This is a genomic window from Nostoc foliaceum FACHB-393 (assembly GCF_014698505.1).
Taxonomy (GTDB): domain Bacteria; phylum Cyanobacteriota; class Cyanobacteriia; order Cyanobacteriales; family Nostocaceae; genus Nostoc; species Nostoc foliaceum_A.
Genome location: NZ_JACJTD010000012.1, coordinates 31,185 through 50,992 on the forward strand (window position 1 = coordinate 31,185; position 19,808 = coordinate 50,992).

At 43.1% G+C, this 19,808-nt stretch carries 23 protein-coding genes and 2 pseudogenes; all 25 read left to right on the forward strand.

Going from position 1 to position 19,808, the window contains the following annotated elements:
* The first annotated feature begins 6 nt into the window (after nt 1–6).
* The 25 genes and pseudogenes from H6G92_RS12340 (at nt 7) to cofG (ending at nt 19,695) form a co-directional block, all read left to right on the forward strand.
* Nucleotides 7–741, forward strand: a complete 735-nt coding sequence (locus tag H6G92_RS12340) for a CPBP family intramembrane glutamic endopeptidase (RefSeq protein WP_190893978.1) — start codon at nt 7–9, stop codon at nt 739–741.
* A gap of 28 nt (nt 742–769) precedes the next feature.
* Nucleotides 770–1,561 carry a CPBP family intramembrane glutamic endopeptidase gene (locus H6G92_RS12345; RefSeq protein WP_190893979.1) on the forward strand — a complete coding sequence of 264 codons (792 nt, stop codon included), beginning with the start codon at nt 770–772 and terminating at the stop codon, nt 1,559–1,561.
* A 162-nt stretch (nt 1,562–1,723) separates the two neighbouring features.
* Complete coding sequence (locus H6G92_RS12350; protein WP_242059103.1) at nt 1,724–2,476, forward strand: zinc-binding dehydrogenase; 753 nt, start codon at nt 1,724–1,726, stop codon at nt 2,474–2,476.
* Nucleotides 2,477–2,503: 27 nt separating this feature from the next.
* A complete protein-coding gene (locus H6G92_RS39365) occupies nt 2,504–2,647 on the forward strand; it encodes a hypothetical protein (RefSeq protein WP_242059104.1) in 144 nt (47 codons plus the stop codon).
* 43 nt (nt 2,648–2,690) lie between these two features.
* Nucleotides 2,691–3,116, forward strand: coding sequence for a hypothetical protein (locus tag H6G92_RS12355; protein ID WP_242059105.1), 426 nt, complete (start codon nt 2,691–2,693; stop codon nt 3,114–3,116).
* 78 nt (nt 3,117–3,194) lie between these two features.
* Entirely contained in the window at nt 3,195–3,596 is a 402-nt protein-coding gene (locus H6G92_RS12360; RefSeq protein WP_041457408.1) for a RidA family protein, read from the forward strand.
* Complete coding sequence (locus tag H6G92_RS12365) at nt 3,593–4,216, forward strand: SgcJ/EcaC family oxidoreductase (protein ID WP_313889959.1); 624 nt, start codon at nt 3,593–3,595, stop codon at nt 4,214–4,216. Before H6G92_RS12360 ends, H6G92_RS12365 begins: the two co-directional genes overlap by 4 nt.
* A 26-nt stretch (nt 4,217–4,242) precedes the next feature.
* Nucleotides 4,243–4,680 (forward strand): peptidoglycan-binding domain-containing protein, encoded by a 438-nt coding sequence (locus H6G92_RS12370; RefSeq protein ID WP_190893980.1) that lies wholly within the window; start codon nt 4,243–4,245, stop codon nt 4,678–4,680.
* Nucleotides 4,681–4,697: 17 nt separating this feature from the next.
* Nucleotides 4,698–4,991 carry a hypothetical protein gene (locus H6G92_RS12375; RefSeq protein ID WP_190893981.1) on the forward strand — a complete coding sequence of 98 codons (294 nt, stop codon included), beginning with the start codon at nt 4,698–4,700 and terminating at the stop codon, nt 4,989–4,991.
* Nucleotides 4,992–5,063: 72 nt separating this feature from the next.
* A complete protein-coding gene (locus H6G92_RS12380) occupies nt 5,064–5,432 on the forward strand; it encodes a nuclear transport factor 2 family protein (protein WP_190893982.1) in 369 nt (122 codons plus the stop codon).
* Nucleotides 5,433–5,536: 104 nt separating this feature from the next.
* Complete coding sequence (locus H6G92_RS12385) at nt 5,537–5,755, forward strand: alpha/beta hydrolase (protein ID WP_190893983.1); 219 nt, start codon at nt 5,537–5,539, stop codon at nt 5,753–5,755.
* A 105-nt stretch (nt 5,756–5,860) separates the two neighbouring features.
* Nucleotides 5,861–6,502, forward strand: coding sequence for an isochorismate family cysteine hydrolase YcaC (gene ycaC, locus H6G92_RS12390; RefSeq protein ID WP_190893984.1), 642 nt, complete (start codon nt 5,861–5,863; stop codon nt 6,500–6,502).
* Between the two features lie 146 nt (nt 6,503–6,648).
* Nucleotides 6,649–8,205, forward strand: coding sequence for an iron uptake porin (locus H6G92_RS12395; RefSeq protein ID WP_190893985.1), 1,557 nt, complete (start codon nt 6,649–6,651; stop codon nt 8,203–8,205).
* A gap of 69 nt (nt 8,206–8,274) precedes the next feature.
* On the forward strand, nt 8,275–8,913 hold the full coding sequence (locus H6G92_RS12400; RefSeq protein WP_190893986.1) for an antibiotic biosynthesis monooxygenase: 639 nt from the start codon (nt 8,275–8,277) through the stop codon (nt 8,911–8,913).
* Nucleotides 8,914–9,128: 215 nt separating this feature from the next.
* Nucleotides 9,129–9,704, forward strand: a pseudogene (locus H6G92_RS12405) (ISLre2-like element ISCst1 family transposase); the annotation flags it as partial.
* 225 nt (nt 9,705–9,929) lie between these two features.
* Nucleotides 9,930–10,073: a hypothetical protein gene (locus tag H6G92_RS12410; RefSeq protein WP_190893988.1), complete on the forward strand. Its 144-nt coding sequence runs from the start codon at nt 9,930–9,932 to the stop codon at nt 10,071–10,073.
* A 55-nt stretch (nt 10,074–10,128) separates the two neighbouring features.
* Nucleotides 10,129–10,913: pseudogene (locus tag H6G92_RS12415) on the forward strand (ISAs1 family transposase).
* 326 nt (nt 10,914–11,239) lie between these two features.
* Nucleotides 11,240–12,142 carry a polysaccharide deacetylase family protein gene (locus tag H6G92_RS12420; RefSeq protein WP_313889960.1) on the forward strand — a complete coding sequence of 301 codons (903 nt, stop codon included), beginning with the start codon at nt 11,240–11,242 and terminating at the stop codon, nt 12,140–12,142.
* On the forward strand, nt 12,139–12,270 hold the full coding sequence (locus tag H6G92_RS40270) for a hypothetical protein (RefSeq protein WP_277926740.1): 132 nt from the start codon (nt 12,139–12,141) through the stop codon (nt 12,268–12,270). The genes H6G92_RS12420 and H6G92_RS40270 overlap by 4 nt, the downstream gene beginning before the upstream one ends.
* Before the next feature lie 70 nt (nt 12,271–12,340).
* The gene (locus H6G92_RS12425; protein WP_190894086.1) at nt 12,341–13,195 is read left to right on the forward strand and encodes a polysaccharide deacetylase family protein; all 855 of its coding nucleotides are present in this window, start codon (nt 12,341–12,343) and stop codon (nt 13,193–13,195) included.
* Between the two features lie 67 nt (nt 13,196–13,262).
* Nucleotides 13,263–13,835, forward strand: a complete 573-nt coding sequence (locus H6G92_RS12430; RefSeq protein WP_190893989.1) for an ureidoglycolate lyase — start codon at nt 13,263–13,265, stop codon at nt 13,833–13,835.
* A 57-nt stretch (nt 13,836–13,892) separates the two neighbouring features.
* Complete coding sequence (locus H6G92_RS12435; protein WP_190893990.1) at nt 13,893–14,696, forward strand: FAD binding domain-containing protein; 804 nt, start codon at nt 13,893–13,895, stop codon at nt 14,694–14,696.
* Complete coding sequence (locus H6G92_RS12440; protein WP_190893991.1) at nt 14,681–17,365, forward strand: molybdopterin-dependent oxidoreductase; 2,685 nt, start codon at nt 14,681–14,683, stop codon at nt 17,363–17,365. Before H6G92_RS12435 ends, H6G92_RS12440 begins: the two co-directional genes overlap by 16 nt.
* A gap of 49 nt (nt 17,366–17,414) precedes the next feature.
* The gene (locus tag H6G92_RS12445) at nt 17,415–18,377 is read left to right on the forward strand and encodes an XdhC family protein (protein WP_190893992.1); all 963 of its coding nucleotides are present in this window, start codon (nt 17,415–17,417) and stop codon (nt 18,375–18,377) included.
* 346 nt (nt 18,378–18,723) lie between these two features.
* Nucleotides 18,724–19,695: a 7,8-didemethyl-8-hydroxy-5-deazariboflavin synthase subunit CofG gene (cofG, locus tag H6G92_RS12450; protein WP_190893993.1), complete on the forward strand. Its 972-nt coding sequence runs from the start codon at nt 18,724–18,726 to the stop codon at nt 19,693–19,695.
* The last annotated feature ends 113 nt before the right edge of the window (nt 19,696–19,808 follow it).

A 19,808-nucleotide genomic window follows, 5' to 3' on the forward strand; every position in this document is an offset into this window, starting at 1 on the left:
ATCATCATGTCTCAAGATTCTTCTAACCACCTGCCGGACTTAGGAAAGACTGCCGCATCCTCGTCTCAACCTAACAAGGTTCCCCGTCCAGGTTTGCCCGAATGCATTGTTGGTCTTGTCGTCCTTTTCGTTGGGTTTGTGGGCGGCTCGCAACTCTCGCGGCTCGGACTCGATCCTGTGGTCTACGGACTGGTCTTCAGCGCTCTGTCTGGTATCGCTGGCATTGCAGGGTTTGCAGCCGCTGTGCTGCTACGCATTCGTTCCCTCAGACCCTTCGGCGTTCGTCGAACCACCCGGCGGTGGCTCCTCATTGGAGTCGGAGTCGGACTGGTTGCTTTCGTCCTCAAAGGACTGGCGATTCTGGTCTGGATTCAGATTACTGGGAACACCGAAAATATTCAGGGGGTGTACGCTCAGGGTGGCAGTGGCGGGGTGCTATCTCTGGTTCTGGCTACGGTGTTTTTTGGTTTTCTCACCCCCCTTGGCGAGGAGTTGCTCTTCCGGGGTGTGATCACTACTGTTCTGCTCCGCTACAGTCGTCCGATTATCGCAGTCGTGGGCAGCACTTTGATCTTCGCGATCGCTCACGGCATCAATATCGTCTTTCCTGCGGCGGTGGTAGCAGGTCTTGCCACTGCCGAAATCTACCGCCGTAGTGGATCAGTCTGGACTGCTGTTGTCGTTCACGTCGTTTTCAACTTGCCCACAATTCCGGTGATGATAGCTGCTGGCATGGGCTGATAGGATGGATCATCTGGAGATTAAGCCAATGGCAATTTTGAAACAATTCGGCATTTTATTTGTATTGGGTAGTGTGGGAATTGTGATGTCTACGATCGCGTCTATTCCTTTAGTCGAGGAACAGTTAGCGAAACTGTCTCCAGAAACACTGGAAAAATTGCCTCCACTGCGGATTTTAATGCTTCTGCAAGGACTACAGCTTACAGTTCTACTGGCAATCAGCATTCTGATCGGAATTGGTTGTGCCTATCGTGTTGGATTACGCTCCCATTTGATTGATCATTGGGTGTTTCACATCGCTAAGTCTCCATCTTTTGCCGTTGAGATGAAGTGGAGCTTGGGTGTAGGTGCAGCGACGGCGATCGTTCTCTTGTTGCTCGATCAGTTGATGCAACCTGTCCTACCTGAAGCGCTACGGGCAGCCAATAATACAGAGCCAAGTGGGTTGAATTTGCTTACAGCAATGTTCTATGGCGGCATCACTGAGGAAATTCTGATGCGCTGGGGTTTAATGTCGCTGCTTGTTTGGATCGCGTGGAAAGGGCTAAAACAAGGCGTTACGTTGCCAAGTCAAGGGATTTACCAGGGTGCGATCGTTCTAGCCGCGTTGGTATTTGGACTACTACACCTGCCAGCGACTGCCGTGATCGTTTCCCTCACTCCAGTTGTGATTGTCCGAGCGATATTACTCAATGGGATTGCTGGCATTGCTTTTGGTTGGCTCTTTTGGCAATACTCGCTTGAGGCTGCGATGTTATCCCATGTCAGCGTTCATGCCTTTTCCTTTGCTCTTAGTCTAATGCTTGCAAGATTTGTCTAAGCTTTTTTCTAAAGTGATTTCACGATTGCTTCACCTTAAACCGATCCACTAGCTATATCACGGGACAACCCTTAGCGATCGATGGTGGATATACAGCGAGTTGATTGAAACAGTTCTATCTAGAACATGAAACTATAGCCCTCTACACACAAGGATATTGCGATGCGTAGACTCGTGAGTTCACCAGATGCCGTTGGCAACCTCACCTTTCAAGACACTGAAGTTCCTACTCCGAAGGCTAACGAGTGCTTGATTCGCGTCAAGGCATTTTCGATGAATCGGGGCGAATTGAAGCGATCGCAAAATGATCCACTGGGCACTCCAATTGGCTGGGATGTCGTTGGCGTTGTTGAACAAACAGCACAGGACGGTAGTGGTCCACCCACAGGGACAAAAATTGTTGCCCTCTCTATCCGCTCGGAGGGCTGGGCAGAATATGTAGCAATTTCGACTCGCTTTCTGGCTATTATTCCCCAGAGCATATCACATACCGATGCGGCTACACTGTCCGTCGCAGGGTTAACAGCACTGTATGCAGTGGAAAAGGGATCTCGTTTACTAGGAAGTCGGGTGCTGATCACAGGGGCAACAGGGGGAGTGGGACTCTTCGCCATGCAGCTTGCTCGGATGATGGGAGCCAGCGTCGTTGCCCAAATTCGTCAGCCAGCGCAAGAAGCATTTGTGCGAGATTACGGCGCGGATGAAGTGGTGGTGACCGAGATTGGGCAAGAAGCCGAGCAGTTCGCGCCTTATCGACTGATTGTCGATGGAGTAGGAGGTGAATTGGTCGGGAAGCTAACTGCGTTTTTGGCTCAAGGAGGCACCTGCGTTTGTTATGGCAGTAGCAGCGGCAACGAGATGAAGCTGTCCCTACCAGACTTCTATTTCGAGAATGGAGGACAGCGCACGCTTTAGGGGTTCACGCTGTATACCGAAGTAGAAATGGAAAGTGCTAGTTCTGGGCTGGCTCGTCTACTGAGGTTAGTTGAGCAGGGGCGGCTCAAAACGCACATCGATCGAGCAGTTTCATGGCGTGAAGCAGGCGTAACAGCGGCTGATTTGATCGGGCGCAGATTTTCAGGTTAAGGCTGTGCTACATGTGGACTAATTGTTGTTCATCGGCTGAGTTATGTCAGCCACACAGGAATATATTATCGCTGAGCTTTATTTGCAAAAAATGAAACAATTTACCTTGTTTACTTTCCTGTATCTGGCGCTGGGAGTTTGTCTAACGGCGATCGCGCTTGGATACCCAAACCTGCCTTCGGGTCTTCAAACAAGCTTGTTCATTAGTGCAGGAGCGTCCTACATCGCTTGTATTCTCAGTACCTTTCCATTTTGGCGTGAGACAGCGATTCGCTTCTATCGCAGGCGGAATTCAGCGGTAATTCTACCCTGGTTGGTGATTGGATTCAATATTGTTTGGATGCTCTGGGAAGTTCAGAGTCAGAACTGGGCAATGGAAGCCATTTTACAAGCGTTTTCGCGGCTAATAGTTGTCTTACTGTTTGCAGAAATCATTGTGATTACATGGCAAGTGAATTCTGAACATTAGGGTCTAAATCGGATGATGCCGAAACAAACTCGTTTCAGCAACGCGAGATAGAGTCAAACGTACTACATGAGGAACACCATGAATAAGCCAAAGTTTTTTGTTACCCCTGGTTATGGGGAATATCTGTTAAATCAATTGCATTACTCACAAGCGGTAAAAATTGACAATCGAGTGGAGATATCAGGGCAAGGCGGCTGGGATGACAATCTGCAAATTACCGAATCGCTTGCAGACGAGATTGCTCAGGCGTTCCGGAACGTCGAGCGAACCTTGGCGACGGCTGGTGCGGGTTGGGAGCATGTGGTTCACGTTAATTCTTACCATGTTGGCGGGTTTCCCCCGGAGGTTAACGAAGTGATGTCCAAGCTATTTCGTCATTATATGCCGAACCACGCTCCGATCTGGACACAGGTAGGAGTCGCGGCGCTTGGACTACCCACGATGCGGATTGAAATTCGCGTGACTGCAATTGTCCCGTGAGTTTTGCAAGCGTTAATAACACAATTTATGCTGCTCGAAAACTGGTCTATCACTTAAAAGGAGAACTCAAGAGTGTGAATTCACAAACAGCTCAAACCACCACTACTGCTGACGAGTCGGCAATCCGTGCTTTCCTTCACCAGATGATTGATGCTTGGAATCGAGGTAGCGGGGAAGGCTTTGCTGCCCCGTTCAGCAAAACTGCCGATTTCCTCACGTTCGAGGGCACACATCTCAAGGGTCGAAAAGAAATCGCTGCATTTCATCAGCAAGCGTTCGACACAGTTATCAAAGGAACACGCCTGGAGGGTGAGGTGAATTTTGTCCGCTTCGTGAACTCGCAACTCGCGCTCATGCACGTAGTTATCAGGGTAATACTGCCCGGACAAACTGAAACTTCACCGTCACGAGATTCGCTACCGCTATACGTCGTAACGAAATGCGACGAAGGTTGGCAGATCGAAGGGTTGCTCAATACCCGGAAGTTAACGCTAGAACGTCAATTCTTCTTAGACGACTTTGACTCCCTGAGTGCAGAGGCTCAACGTCAAGTGACCGACCTCGTTGCAGGTCTCAAAGCGAGTGGAGTAATCACTCCGACGCAAATTGATGCGAAATAAAACCAATCTCCATCAGGAGGACAATCATGAAACCTCAACTCATTTTCGGAATACTAACGATCGCAACAGGATTGCTCGGAGGTTCATTCACTCATCCCGCGATCTCACACAGCATTCCTCCACAACAAACCTCCCCCATTCTAATCGCCACTGCCTACACTGATTTAACCTTACCTACCTTACGCCAAGGCGATCGCGGCAAAAACGTGCAATTGTTACAGCGCATCCTTCAAGACAATGGCTTTTTAGGAGCCGCAGGTGTGAGGCTAGGCAATCCAAGAGGGGCGATCGTCGATGGCATCTTTGGTGCGGTCACAGTGTCTGCGGTACGCGATCTCCAGCGACGATACAGAATCCCAGTTACAGGGCGAGTCAATCCAACCACCTGGGAAGTCCTGGATATGCACGAAAACCCCTATCGATCCCCGCTTCCCTGGAAACAACAGAACATTACACAACCATAAGCCACAGAAGATTTCTAATGAACCGAAAGATTCTTTCAATCAAAATCACAACTACAACCACAATCGCAATCACAATTCTGTTCGGCGTACTCCTACTGTTCAATTTTCCATCCCTGGCTCAAGTCAGTTCACAAGTGATTCCCAGAATCGAAGTGATCGAAGGTTCTGAAGGGATTCCACCCAGCTACCGTTTGGTCATCAGCCTGTCGCAGGACAATGTTTATGTCTTCTGTCCTACTGACTTCGAGCCACAGTTGAACTATCTGCGAAATGTGAAGGCGATTCAATGTAAGCCGTTTACCAGTCCCTAGAAGTAAACCAGTGAGGGGCAACAGCATAACAACTCACACCACTTTTTTGCTTTGAACAGAGGAGAGATTCAGATGTCACAGAACAATAAAGCAATTTTAGAAGCGGCAAACGCGGCGATCGCCCAAGGCAACTATGAAGGATTCTTGTCGTTCTGCGCCGACGACACGGAATGGACATTTGTAGGTGACAAGACCCTTAAAGGAAAAGAAGCCGTTCGTCAATGGATGGTAACAGAGTATGTGGAACCGCCTTTGAATATCGTTGCGAACTTAATCGCTGAGGGGGATTTCGTCACGGCACTGGGCGACCTCACCCTGAAGGACAAAGACGGGAGGGCGACTCATTACTCGTACTGCGATGTCTGGCGCTTTCGCGGCGGCAAGATGGTCGAATTAAAAGCATTCACCGAAGTCAAGGATGAAACCAGCAATGCAGCGTAAAAGGAATCGATTACTGTGAAATTTTTTTCTGATCACCTACGAGAACAAAGCCTGAACAAGGTAATCGAATCCGATCGGTTGCGGTCAGACCTTCCTTTTAGGCGATGGCGATCGCCAACATTCGCGGCGGCTCCGAATATGGCAAGGCATGGCACGAAGGCGGCATCAGCCTCGCCAAGACGCTCGGCGCGAGCCTGCTGACCGTCGAGGGCGAACAGCACGGTGTAGCCCTCACCGTCGGCAATGCCTGTGTCAACGACATCGTCGCCGACTACCTCATCGGTCTCAAAATCCCCGCAGACGGCGCTCGCTGCGTCCTTTAGGCGCGTTGGGACACTGAATCCATCTCGCAACAGCTTACGCCATAAGCTATTTAGAGCATTCTGCAATTCCTCATTCCCAATAACTCAAATTAGGATCAATAACTCATGTCTACATTCAAGTACAACCGGTTAGACAAAAATAATGCTGCGGTGCTGCTGGTCGCTCACCAAACTGGACTGTTCTCACTTGTGCGTGATATTGGTGCAGCCGACTTCAAAAATAATGTGTTAGCACTGGCAAGTGCAGCCAAGTTTTTTAACCTGCCTACAGTTTTGACAACTAGCTTTGAGGATGGCCCCAATGGTGTCATCATCCCTGAACTGAAAGAGAAGTTTCCCGATGCTCCCTTTATTCCCCGCCCCGGACAGATCAACGCTTGGGACAACGAGGACTTTGTGAAAGCAGTAGAAGCCACAGGCAAAAAGCAATTAATCATTGCCGGGATTGTCACCGATGTATGTGTTACTTTTTGTGCGCTTTCGGCATTGGAGGCAGGTTATGACGTTTTTGTTGTCACCGATGCCTCTGGAACCTTTGATGAAGCCTGTCGCTATGCAGCTTGGGATCGAATGTCTCGTGCTGGAGTTCAATTGGTCAATTGGTTTAGCGTTGTGGGTGAATTGCACCGTGACTGGCGTAACGATATTGAAGGGCTAGGTAGTCTTTTAGCAGGGTTTATTCCTGACTACAAAAACCTGATGACCAGCTATGCAGCAAACTCAAGTGCTGGATCTCCCAGTAAATAATAAGAAAGTGTCTATTTTAGCTCGTGTGTAACTGAGTTGGTATTGTCATCGCTAGGTTATCAACTTTACTTGAAACATAGCGGTGACAACTACTTCTTGGTAAAAAATTGCCGAACAATCTGGTGTCTCTAAGGTGGTTGTTCTCAATGAAACTTTTTTCTCAATTAATTCTCTCGTCATCTCTGATCTTTGGAGTATGCCTTACTCAGCAATGCCTTTCTAGGTCTGCTACTGCCGAAGATACGTTGCCCGAGCAAGTCACATCTGTGAATCAGCTTACTGATGTGCAGCCTACAGATTGGGCATTTCAAGCATTACAAGCATTAGTTGATCGCTACGACTGCATTGTTGGTTATCCCGATCAAAAATTTCAAGGCAATCGCTCAATCACTCGCTATGAATTTGCTGTCGGGTTGAATGCTTGTCTGGCTCGGCTCAATCAGCTACTAGAAAGTACGACAGCAGATGTGATTAAGAGAGAAGATTTACAAACTTTGCAAAGACTTCAAAAGGAATTTGCAGCAGAACTCTCAATATTGCGTGGACGGGTAGATTCCTTAGCAACACGCACAGATCAATTCGAGTCTCAGCAATTCTCGACGACGACAAAATTTACTGGAGAAGTAGTTTTTGCGATGAGTGGTGCATTTGGCGATGATAAAGCTGTACCAGCAGGAGAAACACCTGGCTCCAGGGGTAAGGTCGGTGATAATATCATTTTTAGCGATCGCGTGCGGTTGATATTTAACACCAGTTTTACGGGGCAAGATTTACTGAGAATTCGATTTCAGGCTGGCAATATTCCCAACTTTAGGGAAGCCACAGGCACAAATATGGCTCGCCTCAGTTTTGATAGTGATACAGGTAATCAGTTAATTCTCAATCAACTCTATTATCAATTTTCCATCGGGTCTGCTGTTAAGGTGAGTGCGATCGCTCAAGGTACGTTGTTTGATGTGGTCGATACCATTAACCCTCTTTTGGGAAGTGATGGCAGAGGTTCTATCTCCGCATTGGGGATTCGCAGCCCTATCTATCGTGAAGAAACAGGTGGGACAGGCATTGGTATCAGTTATAACTTCAACTCAGCCATCAATTTGGCACTGGTTTATCTTGCTAGTGAAGCCAACAACCCGACTGCGGGATCTGGATTATTTGATGGTTCCTACTCTGCCCTAGCACAACTGACATTAAAACCTACGAAATCCTTAATTTTTGGCTTAACCTATGCTCGTTCTTTGAATGCGATCGATATCAGTACAAGTAGTACTATTACCAATGACCCGTTCAATGGAGCCAGTAAAAACATTGTTGGGAATAGCTATAGTCTTGCAGCTTCCTGGCTCGTCAACCCTGCCTTCAGATTAGGGGGCTGGGTAGGATATCTCCAAGCATCGGCACAAGATATCCCCAATGATCCCACGGCTGAGATTTTTTACTATGCTGTTAATTTTGGATTCCCAGATTTGGGCAAGGAAGGCAATCTATTGGGCTTTGTCTTTGGACAACCCCCCAAAGTAATCAGCAATGAGTTTGGGGTAATAGATCGCAACACCTCATTGCATTTTGAAGCCTTATATCGATTGCAAGTGAACGATAATGTCTCAATTACTCCTGGTGCGGTTGTCATTATCAACCCCGATCACAACAGCAATAATGACACCATTTTTGTTGGCACCATTCGGACGACGTTTCAGTTTTAGGGTCTGTACAGGCAAGGTAAGAGCCGTTTTTCTTTTTTAAAGATCAAATTACCTATAAAGTTAGATTCTATGTTGGATGAACCATCGGCGATTAATAGCAGTGAAGAAAATTATTTAGTCACAGCTGTGATCTGTCATGTAGTGAGACCGGGGCGCGAGGAAGGTTACGAAGCATGGTTTCATGGCATTGCGGCAGATGCACGAAAATTCAAGGGGCATCTGGGTGTCAGTACTATTCGACCCCAGGATCACGCCCATCCTGAGTACGTGGTCATTCTCAAGTTCGATTGCTACGACAATCTCAAGACCTGGCTAGAATCAGATCTTCGGCGGGAATGGATTGAGCGATTGCAACCCTTGATTGAAAAGCCAGAAGATATTCAAACCCTGACCGGATTGGAAACCTGGTTTACTCTCTCAAACAAACCTATGATGTCTCCACCACCCCGCTACAAAATGGCGTTAGTGAGCTGGTTAGGAGTATTCTTCACGCTTCCTCAGCTCAATCGTTTGCTAGTACCGTTGCTGTCTGGGCTACCTCTATTGCTCAATCAACTGATTAGCACAGGACTCGGTGTCGCTCTGCTCACTTATGTGATTATGCCGCGTCTAACGCAATTATTTCGCAAATGGCTGTATCCCATTTCATACCCCTCTTCTAAAACTCAACTGGCTTTACCCATTAATTCAAAGTCGCCACAGCAGTAGCGGGAGCTATGCGGTTTTGTCAGAGCCGGTGAAAAACAAGCGATCGCTAAATCATTTCCCCAGTAGTGCAAATAAATTTATACTTATTAAGCCGTATTAACACTTTAAAAAGAAAGATGAGTTTGAGTCACAAGTTGCAAGACTCTCTTTTTTGACCCAAAAAAGGCTAGGATTCCCTTTGAGCAATAATTTAGAGACAGGGATTATCTATCTTAATGGAAAAAAAAATATGTGCAACTTTAGATTTAAGTAAATCATTATCAGACTTTTCTTCACAGGTAACAAAATATTTAGAATTGACGAACATCACGGAATGGAATGGGAAAGTTCTTGAAGAAAGAGAAAGAGAAATTAGAGAAACTGCACTTATTTTAGCTGGTCAATGTATTGCTATTTTGTTATATACCCTCTCACAATCTGAATCAGCTAATCAAACAGCTATGATTCAAACAAGAGGCTGGTGGGATGGTAAGATGCAAAAACACGGTTATAGAAAGCGAGAAATATTAACCGTCGGAAATGTTTTAGTTACTTTAAAATTACCATATATGGTAAGAAAGAATTCAACAGTTAAGACCAAAAATAAAATCTCTACTCACGGAGTATACCCGTTATTAACGTGGTTGGGGATGTCAGATGGCCTAACCCCATTAGTATCGTCAACAGTTGCCCAATACGGCGCAATCACTAGCTCATTTGAAGCCGCCTGTACAACTTTGACGGGTTGGGGAATTAACCTTAGTTTAAAACGAATTGAACGTTTAACATATAAATTTGGTCAAATTGGGATCCAGGGCAAACGCATCTAAATATTGACGAGCCTGAATCAAGGTGAAATACACCAAGACTCAAACTACATAAGGCTTTGAGGAAATTAAATCTCACTCATTATAAAAATGATAATCATTACGAGGGGGAGTTAGAGGCAGCTGACGGCTGCCTAAGCTTTCACAGTCAGTTCTCCACTCTTCTAGCGTAGGTTTTCTCACAGTCTGATTCTCAATAGTTTTAGATTAATGACTAGGAATCATGAGAAGATCAGCACAAAGAAAAACTCACTTTATGCGATCGCCACCGGGAAGGGCGGTTACACCATCGCCCTCCGGATCAAAGTGACTTTTACAGATGCTGTGAAAGTGAGGACGGCTGCCCTTCATTGAACGTGGTATTCTCACATTTATCAGAAAGAAGAATTACGTTCTTATTCTCCTCTCTATGAAGCTCAAACCCAAAATTACGATTGCTGACCATTTTGCGGTGATACAAGATCCACGAATAGATCGCACCAAACGACATAAATTAATCGATATCATGACCATTGCCGTATGTGCTGTGATTTGTGGTGCGGATGGTTGGGTAGCCGTAGAGACTTATGGTTGTGCAAAGTATGAATGGTTAAAAACATTTTTAGAATTACCAAATGGGATTCCGTCCCACGATACATTTGCAAGAGTATTTGCACAAATAAATCCTCAACAGTTCCAGGAATGTTTTCTGAGCTGGATGAAATCAATACAGAAGATAACTGATGGTGAAGTTGTCGCACTTGATGGGAAAACTTTACGTGGTTCTTATGATACAAGTAGTGACCAAAGCGCAATTATAATGGTAAGTGCCTGGGCAACTACAAATAAATTAGTGCTGGGACAAGTAAAAGTAGATGAGAAATCAAATGAAATTACAGCAATTCCAGAAGTGAAACAACGGTTGAAACTCGGTATTTTATCAGTAGCCTTGAGTCAGATGCTAAACAGTTTGGTAATTCTATTCGCAGTCATTGGGGAATTGAAAATTCATTGCATTGGCTATTGGATGTTGCCTTAAGAGAAGATGACTGTCGTAGGGGAAAAGATAATGCTCCACAGAATTTTGCAATTCTCAGACATATTGCAGTCAACCTTTTAACTCAAGAGAAGCGTGTCAAACGTGGAATCAAAAATAAACAGTTCCTCGCGGCGATGGATAACAAATATTTACTAAGTATTTTAGCGTTAGCTTAAAATAGTACATCAAAAGTTGAGTTGAATGTTTTACATAAAAGTTTTATTTATTCTCTAAGTAAATATATTTTTATGTAGCTCATAATTGAATTATTTTAGTATTGATGATTAATCATTCAGTTGAAGATAAGCTAATTCACATTTTGAAAAAAATATTTGATTTGTTTTATTTATGATTTTACCAATTTTTACAATTATTTATGTCATTTTGGAATTTCCCTTAGTTTTTATTAGTAAATAAGATGCGTTTGCCCTGGATGAGGGAGTAAATAATAGGGGCTAAATTCTTCCCAATGCCTAATGACTAATATTTAAGGAGATTTAATGTGTCTAATCTTAAATTATCACAGTTATTAAAGGTAGTAGTTATTACATTGCTTGCTGGTGTAGGTAGTGGGGGTCTCAGTCTGCTTGTAGGCACAACTAAACTTGACCATCTGTTCGAAATTCAAAAGCCAAAAGCCGAGAGTGCTAAAACGAGTTTAGGTAGGGAAATGAGTGCAGATGCAGAGTCTATCACCCCAGTTAAAGACCAGATGAATGAAGTACCAAAGCTTTTTCAGGGAACAATCATTTATCAGGCGAAACTAAAAGCAAATGAGAAAGTCATCGCCTTGACCTTTGATGATGGCCCTAACCCCAAAAATACGGTACAGATTTTAGAAATTTTGAAGAAAAATAACATTAAAGCGACATTCTTTATGCTTGGGCAAATGGTAAAGTCTTTTCCCCAAGTTGCCAAGCAAGTGGCTGCTGATGGTCATGTAATTGGGAATCATACATGGCATCATTGGTATCGTCACATGGACGCAGCTACTGCGGCTAATGAAATAAATCACACAGCAGACATCATCTACAAGACTACAGGAGTGAAAACTACTTTGTTTCGTCCTCCTGGCGGCTTTTTGAATAATGGATTAGCCAACTACGCCAAAAATCAGAATTACGCTGTCATGATGTGGTCAGAAGAGTCAGGAGACGCTAAACGTCCTTCGCCTCAAGTGCCAACATTGGTCAAAAATGTGCTAAACAACGCCAAACCAGGGGCAATTGTCCTGATGCATGATGGTGGTGGCAATCGTTCTCGGACTGTCCAAGCTTTACCACAAATTATCAATGCTTTGAAGGCACAAGGTTATAGATTTGTGACAATTATCCAACTACTGGAAATCCAAGCCCAAGAAAAAAAACTTGGTAACGGCAGCATCACCTGTCGTCACAAATCATGAACATCCAAATCATCAGCTTAATCATCAGTGATATGCTACGGGCAGCTACACCTCAAATTTTGGCGACACTAGGTAAATTAGTGACTACCCTTTTGTCCTACTCATTAGGAGTTTTGAATTTGGAGTAATCAGTATCAACTGTACCTACTTGCTTGCGAAAAGAATAAATTTTTAATTTTTAATTTTTAATTGTTCATGATGCAGCCTCCATTTTTTCAACCGATTACGCAACGTCCCGGATTAAAATTGCCGAATAATGCCAGAGTTGCTGTGTGGGTGGTGATGAATGTAGAACATTTCAGTTTTGGCACACTAGGAACAGCAATTCAACCTCATTTAAATAGTTATCCAGAAATTGCTAACTATGGTTGGCGAGACTATGGTAATCGTGTTGGTATTTGGCGTTTATTTGAACTATTTGCCGAGTTAGAAATTCCGGTAACAGCCGCAGTCAACGGCGAAATTTGTACATTTTACCCCGAAATTATGGCAGCTATACATAAATATGGCTGGGAAGTAATGGCACATGGCATTAATAATTCTACTGGTCATAGTGGCATGGTTCGGGAAACAGAAATAGATATAATTGATAGAACTCTAATTTTGCTACGTCAAGCTACTGGAAAAACACCTAAAGGCTGGTTAACTCCAGGATTTTCGATTACCGAATCAACTTTTGAATTATTGTATTCAGCCGGAATTGTTTACACCGCTGACTGGGCAAACGATGACCAACCTTATTGGTATCCATTACCCAATGGTCGTTTATTGGCTATTCCTTATACGATAGAAGCAAATGATATTAGCTTATGTTTGAGTAACCGATTTTCTGGTGTAGAATTTGCCCAAGCAATAACAGACCAATTTGACCAACTCTGGCAAGATGGAGAATCCCAAGGACGAGTAATGGCAATTGGCTTACATCCATTTATTGTTGGTCAACCACTACGGTTAAAATATTTGAAACAATGTTTACTACATATTAAAAATAAACCTGATACTTGGCTAGCTACAGGCGAAGGTATTTACAATTGGAGAAATCAATCACAATAAAATCATTCCTCTCTCTGCATCCTCTACGGTAGCCTGCGGCAAGCCACTACGTGTCTACGTTAAAACTATGACTATTTCACAAAACCAAATTCTAAAAATCCCTGTAATCGAAGCCGACACAGAAAACATCAAACCCTATGGACATCTATTAGGCGATGAAGTCAGCAAACCTGGATTAGGAATTCCCTTTTATCAAGAAAGAGTAATAGAAGGCGAAAATATTGACTTTAGCTATCGGGGAACAGCAACCTTCAGAACAGCAAAAATTATGCCAGGATATCCACCGATAATCTGGCTAGAACGCCATATGCACATGACCCAAATGTTTATTGGTTTGGGACAATCACCATTTATTATGGTGTTAGCATCGCCTAATCACGATAATGGCGAAACCTTGCCAGACTTAAATCAAGTGAAAGCATTGCGGTTCTCCCCTGGCTACGGATTATTGCTACATATTGGCACCTGGCATGATTTTCCCATAGCTTGCGATCGCTCCGTCATCATTCTCACGGCAAATTCTGATGAAGTCGTCACTGCCTTAAATCAAATGCAGACACCAGACGAGATGAATCAAGGCGATGTTTATAAGATTTCCCTACCCAAAAGATTAGGCTATACAATTCAGCTAGATATTTAATATAACCCTGAAAAACCTCTGCGTTTCCCTCAACGTTCCTCTGCGTTTAAATGAAAGATGGATTTGCCAAATGTCGAAACTTATTTAAATCCTGAGAATATTCAAACTATCACCAATTGGGATGAAAGTTCTGCTTGGTTAGCTGGTGGAACTTGGCTATTTTCCGAACCACAACCATATCTAAAAGTATTGGTAGATATTCAGCAGTTAGGATGGTCAGAAATTGAAGTTGAAGAAAATTATTTAGCTATTGGTGCGACTTGTCCATTAATTAAATTATTAGAATATCCCTGGTTAACAGAATGGACAGCAATCGAGGGATTAAAAAGTGCGATTGCAGGACTAGCAGCATCATTAAAAATAATTAATGTAGCAACAGTGGGAGGTAATATTTGTCTGGCTTTATCAGTGGGAACCTTAGCACCATTAATGGTGGCTTTGAGGGCAACTTATGAAATTTACAATATTAAAGGAGAGTCGCATCAAGTTGCCGCAAAAGATTTTCAACTTGGTTTTAAATCCACAATTTTGCAACCAGGAGAAATATTAAGGCGGGTTTTGATTCCACTATCCCATTTAAAATGGAAAATTCATTATCAACGCTTTGGAATTACAGCAACTGACCCAGCTTTAGCAATTGTGGTAAGCACTAGCAATTATCAACAAGTGCGCTGTGTTATTGGTGCTAGTGTTGCTGCACCCCAACTGCTAGAATTTGACGATGTAGAGATGAAAGATTTCGCGTTTTTACAGAAGGTAAATTTTATTGAAGATGCCAAGGCGAGTGCAATTTATCGTCGAGAATTAACGGCAGTTTTAATCAAGCGATCGCTATCAGCTTTATTATGCCAGAAAACTTAAAATTTGAAGTTAATAATCAATCTTATACACAAACTTGTCACCCTGGAACTAGCCTTTTAAGTTTATTACGTCAATTAGGCTGCTTTAGTGTTCATCGTGTTTGCGATTCTGGCGATTGTGGTGCTTGTACAGTTTGGGTAAATAATACACCTATCCATAGTTGCATTTATCCGGCAATGCGAATTAAAAATCAATCGGTAACTACTATTGAAGGACTTTCCCAGAATGGTAAACTTGCGCCAATGCAGCAAGCATTTCTGGAAGCACAAGGTTTTCAATGTGGTTTTTGCACTCCTGGAATGATTATGAGTGCAATAAAATTGCCGGAATTATCAGAAGATGAATTGCGTTTAGCTTTAAAAGGAAACCTCTGCCGCTGTACTGGATACCAAGCGATTATTGACAGTATTCGACTTTCTCAAAACTCCTCACTCCCTACTCAAAACTCCCCACTCCCCACTCGCCACTCAGTAGGAGAAAGCATTCCCAAACAGGATGGTGCAGCAATTGTCAGCGGAAAAGCGTCCTATACAGGAGATATTTCACCATCTGAATTATTACATCTTAAAGTACTGCGATCGCCTCATCCCCACGCCCGTATCTGCAAAATTGACACCAAAGAAGCCAAAGCACTCCCCGGCGTTGTTGCGATTTTCACCCACGAAGATGTACCTAGGATACCTTATACCACCGCCGGACACGCCGAACCAGTTCCCGATCCGTTAGATCATTACCTATTAGATAATAAAGTAAGATTTGTAGGCGATCGCATTGCTGCTGTAGTTGCAGAATCACCAACTATTGCCGAACAAGCTTGTCAACTAATTGCCGTCGATTACGAAATATTACCATATATTATCGACCCCATGCAAGCAATGAATGATAGTGGCGTTGTAATTCATGATGAACCAGAATCATCACAAATTACTGATAGGAACCGCAACATTGCTGGACAAATTTTTCTTGAATCTGGTGATTTAGAAAAGGGATTTTCCGAAGCAGATTTAATTGTCGAAAACACTTACAAATTACCAGCAGTACAACACGTCCACCTAGAACCCCATATTACTATTAGTTGGTTAGAATCAGATGGTACTCTAATTGTGCGTACCAGTACCCAAGTTCCATTTCACTGTCAGCGGTTACTCTCACAAATTTTCAACTTCCCTCAAGATAAAATCCGTGTTTATAAAGCCCAACTTGGCGGTGGATTTGGTAACAAACAAGAAATAATATCAGAAGACCTCTGTGTTTTAGCAACCCTCCGCACAGGTAAACCCGTGCAGTGGGAATTTACCAGAAAAGAGGAATTTACTGCCACAAATAGCCGCCATGCGATGACAATCAAAATCAAAAGTGGTGTCAAGGCAGATGGTACACTTGTTGCCCAAGATATGGAAATAATTGGTAACACAGGTGCTTATGGCAATCATGGACAGACAGTAGTATTTTTATCAGGTTACATCCCTCTAGGTTTGTATCGTTGCCCAAATAAAAGATTGCGGGGTTTTGCAGTCTATACAAATACCATGCCAGCAGGTGCATTTCGCGGTTATGGTGCAACTCAAGGCACTTTTGCAATGGAAAGTCAAATCGATGAAATTGCTCATAAGCTCAATATTGACCCTATAGAAATGCGTTTTAAAAATCTGATTCGTCCGGGAGATGTAATTAATTTAGGGAAGTCTGAAGACCATTTTAACTTAATTGGTAGTTACGGCGTTCTTGAATGCTGTAAAAAAGTTACGCAGTCACTTGGTTACGTTCCTGGTACACCACCAAGCGTAGAAGGTTCTCGCCGCCGTGGTGTGGGATTTGCTGTTTCTATGCAAGGTAGTGGATTATCTAAAATCCACATTGCCAAAGTTAAAATATCACTTTTAGCTGATAGTAAATATGAATTAAGAACTGGTTCCGTAGACGTTGGGACTGGTTCAGATACTACCTTACGGCAAATAGCAGCAGAAGTTTTAGGTGTGAGTGTTGCGGATATTAATATTATCTCTGGAGATACCCAAGAAACACCTTTTGATGCTGGTTCTTATGCTTCTGCAACAGTTTATATTTCTGGACAAGCAGTCAAATTAGCATCTGAAAAATTACGGGGAAGATTAGAAAACGAACCGCCAAGGTGCGGAGAACGCAGAGAAGAAATAAGTGAAGAGGTAACTTATGCAGCAGATGAATCAACTTTAACTTTTGCTGTTCAAGGTGTGGAAGTAGAAATTGATATAGAAACAGGTAAAATTCAAGTTTTACGATGTGTGCAAGCAATTGATTTAGGTAAAGCAATTAATCCGCGAATTTGTCACGGACAAGCAATCGGTGGAATAGCAATGGGAATTGGCTATGCTTTAAGTGAAGAACTATTATTTGATCAACAAGGATGTATTTTAAACTCAACATTGCGAGAATATCGCATCCCCACAGCGGCAGATATGCCACCAATAGAAGTAATTTTAATAGAACAAGCCGACCCCCACGGCCCATTTGGTGCTAAAGGTGTCGGGGAAATTACCACCAATTGTACAGCGCCAGCTATTGCAAATGCGATTCGCGCTGCGCTTGCGATCGCTTCGCATAATGCTAACGCCACAGGTTGTAGACTATACCAACTCCCCATGACACCCGAAAGAGTTTGGCGACAACTAAATAACTCTTCACCTTAAACTCTTTTCTTCCTCTGTGTACTCTGCGCCTCTGCGGTTTGTTCTCATCATGCTTAACTTCTATCAACAACTAGCAAAAACCTTAAAAAAAAGCGCTGTAGTTTTAGCCACCGTCACCAGTATCAAAGGTTCCACACCCAGAGAAGTAGGTGCGAAAATGTTCATTAGCGCCGATGGTAAAACAGTGGGAACAATTGGCGGTGGCGCTGGGGAAGCAAAAGTTTATCAGCAAGCTTTGCAAGTACTAAAAACAGGTAAAAAACAATTTGTAGAAATTGATTTATCTGGTGCACTACAACGAGAAACTCAAGGCGTTTGTGGTGGCACAATGCAGGTATTATTAGAGTTATGGTCAGGTAGTGAAAGCTTAAACTTAGTTAATCAAATTCTAGATAGTTTAACATCTGGGCAATCTGGAACAATTATTACGCCCTTTAATATAGATGAAAAACCTTACCTACTCCTAGAAATAGAAGTAATTGCATCTTTACACACCACAGCATTAATTGAACCTTTACTACCACCACCAACATTATTGATTATTGGTGCAGGACATATTGCCGTTTTCCTCGCGCAGGTTGCCCATATAGCAGGTTTTCAAGTTATTGTACAAGACGATCGCTCAGACTTTGCCACAAAAGAAAGATTTCCTGAAGCCTCGCGGGTGCTAGCACAACCTATTACCTCAATTCAAGAAATATTAGATAAAAATACTAGTTTATATGTCGCTTTAGTTACCAGAGGTTATCTACAAGACTTAGCAGCTTTACGTCTGCTATGCAAGTATAAAGTAAAATATATTGGCATGGTTGGCAGCAATAAACGAGTCAGCACTGTGTACAAAATGCTGCAAAATGAAGGTTACGAGCCGGAATTTTTAGATCAAATATATGCACCAATTGGTTTAGATATTGGTGCTTTAACACCAGAGGAAATCGCTGTTAGTATCTGTGCTGAGTTAATTAAAGTTCGTCGTGGTGGTACTGGAACTTCTTTATCTGAAAAAATTTAAGTCTCGATAATTAGTTATGATTCCTACAGTCATTGCACCTTAACCCTTAATCCTCTCCACGCTTGCGGCTCGGCAAAAGTTTCTATCTTACCATAAAAAAATTTTGCGCCTAATAATAGTTGGTAAACATCTCCTACTTTAGTTGCTGATTATCGCTTACAAATTCGCCTGATAGTTTACTTACCCTAAAAAGTATATTAGTAATTGAACAGCTAGAGACCGATAAACTATTAACTCCGATACAAAAAAAGTCGTGTTGCATAATTAATGGATGAACTGTTCATATTGTACGTCCATATCATAACCGTAATAGGAACGTTATTTTTACTAATAGATTATCCTACTTATGCCAATTAATAATAGTCGTCTTGTAACCTATAGTCCTGCTTATACAATTGTTCCTACTTACGAGTGTTTTAATCGCTGTAGTTACTGCAATTTTCGCAGTGAACCGGGTAAAATTGCCTGGATGAGTCTCTCAGATGCAGAAAGTATTTTAAAATCACTTCAAAGCGAAAAAGTCTGTGAAATCCTTATCCTTAGCGGGGAAGTGCATCCCCAATCGCCAAAACGTCAAGCGTGGTTTCAACGGATTTATGATTTGTGTGAGTTAGCGCTTGCAATGGGTTTTTTACCACACACCAATGCAGGACCATTGAGTTTTAAAGAGATGGAAAAGCTCAAGTGTGTGAATGTTTCGATGGGGCTGATGTTAGAACAGTTAACACCAACATTATTAAATACTGTGCATCGGCACGCACCGAGTAAATTACCAGAAGTTCGTTTACAACAATTGCAATGGGCGGGAGAGTTGCAGATTCCTTTTACAACTGGGTTACTGTTAGGAATTGGAGAAACCGCTGATGATTGGTGGGAAACTTTAGAAGCTATATCTGACTTGCACCAACGTTATCATCACATTCAAGAAGTCATCCTGCAACCTCATAGTCCTGGACATCAGCAAACTTTTGATGCACCACCTTTTGATCCCCATCAATTGCCAGAAGTAATTTTTAGGGCACGTCAAATTTTACCACCAGATATTAATATTCAAATTCCCCCGAATTTAGTTAAGGATGAGCGATGGTTACTTGCTTGTATTGAAGCTGGTGCGCGAGATTTAGGTGGAATTGGGCCAAAAGATGAAGTGAATCCTGATTATCCCCATGTTCAGGAACAGGCTTTGAGAGAAATTTTACAGCCTGCTGGGTGGGAATTGGTGCCGCGATCGCCAGTTTATCCGCAATTTGATAGCTGGTTGTCGGGAGAATTACAAACAGCGGTGAAGCGATCGCGGAATACTATGTTATTGGTTTAACATGGCTCGCCCAGGTGCAGACAAACACCACCAAAATAGCGTCAAATCAATAGCCGCCGTGAACTAATTCACAATGCATCCCTCAAAAGAGAGAGATAGGAGCCTAAACCCTG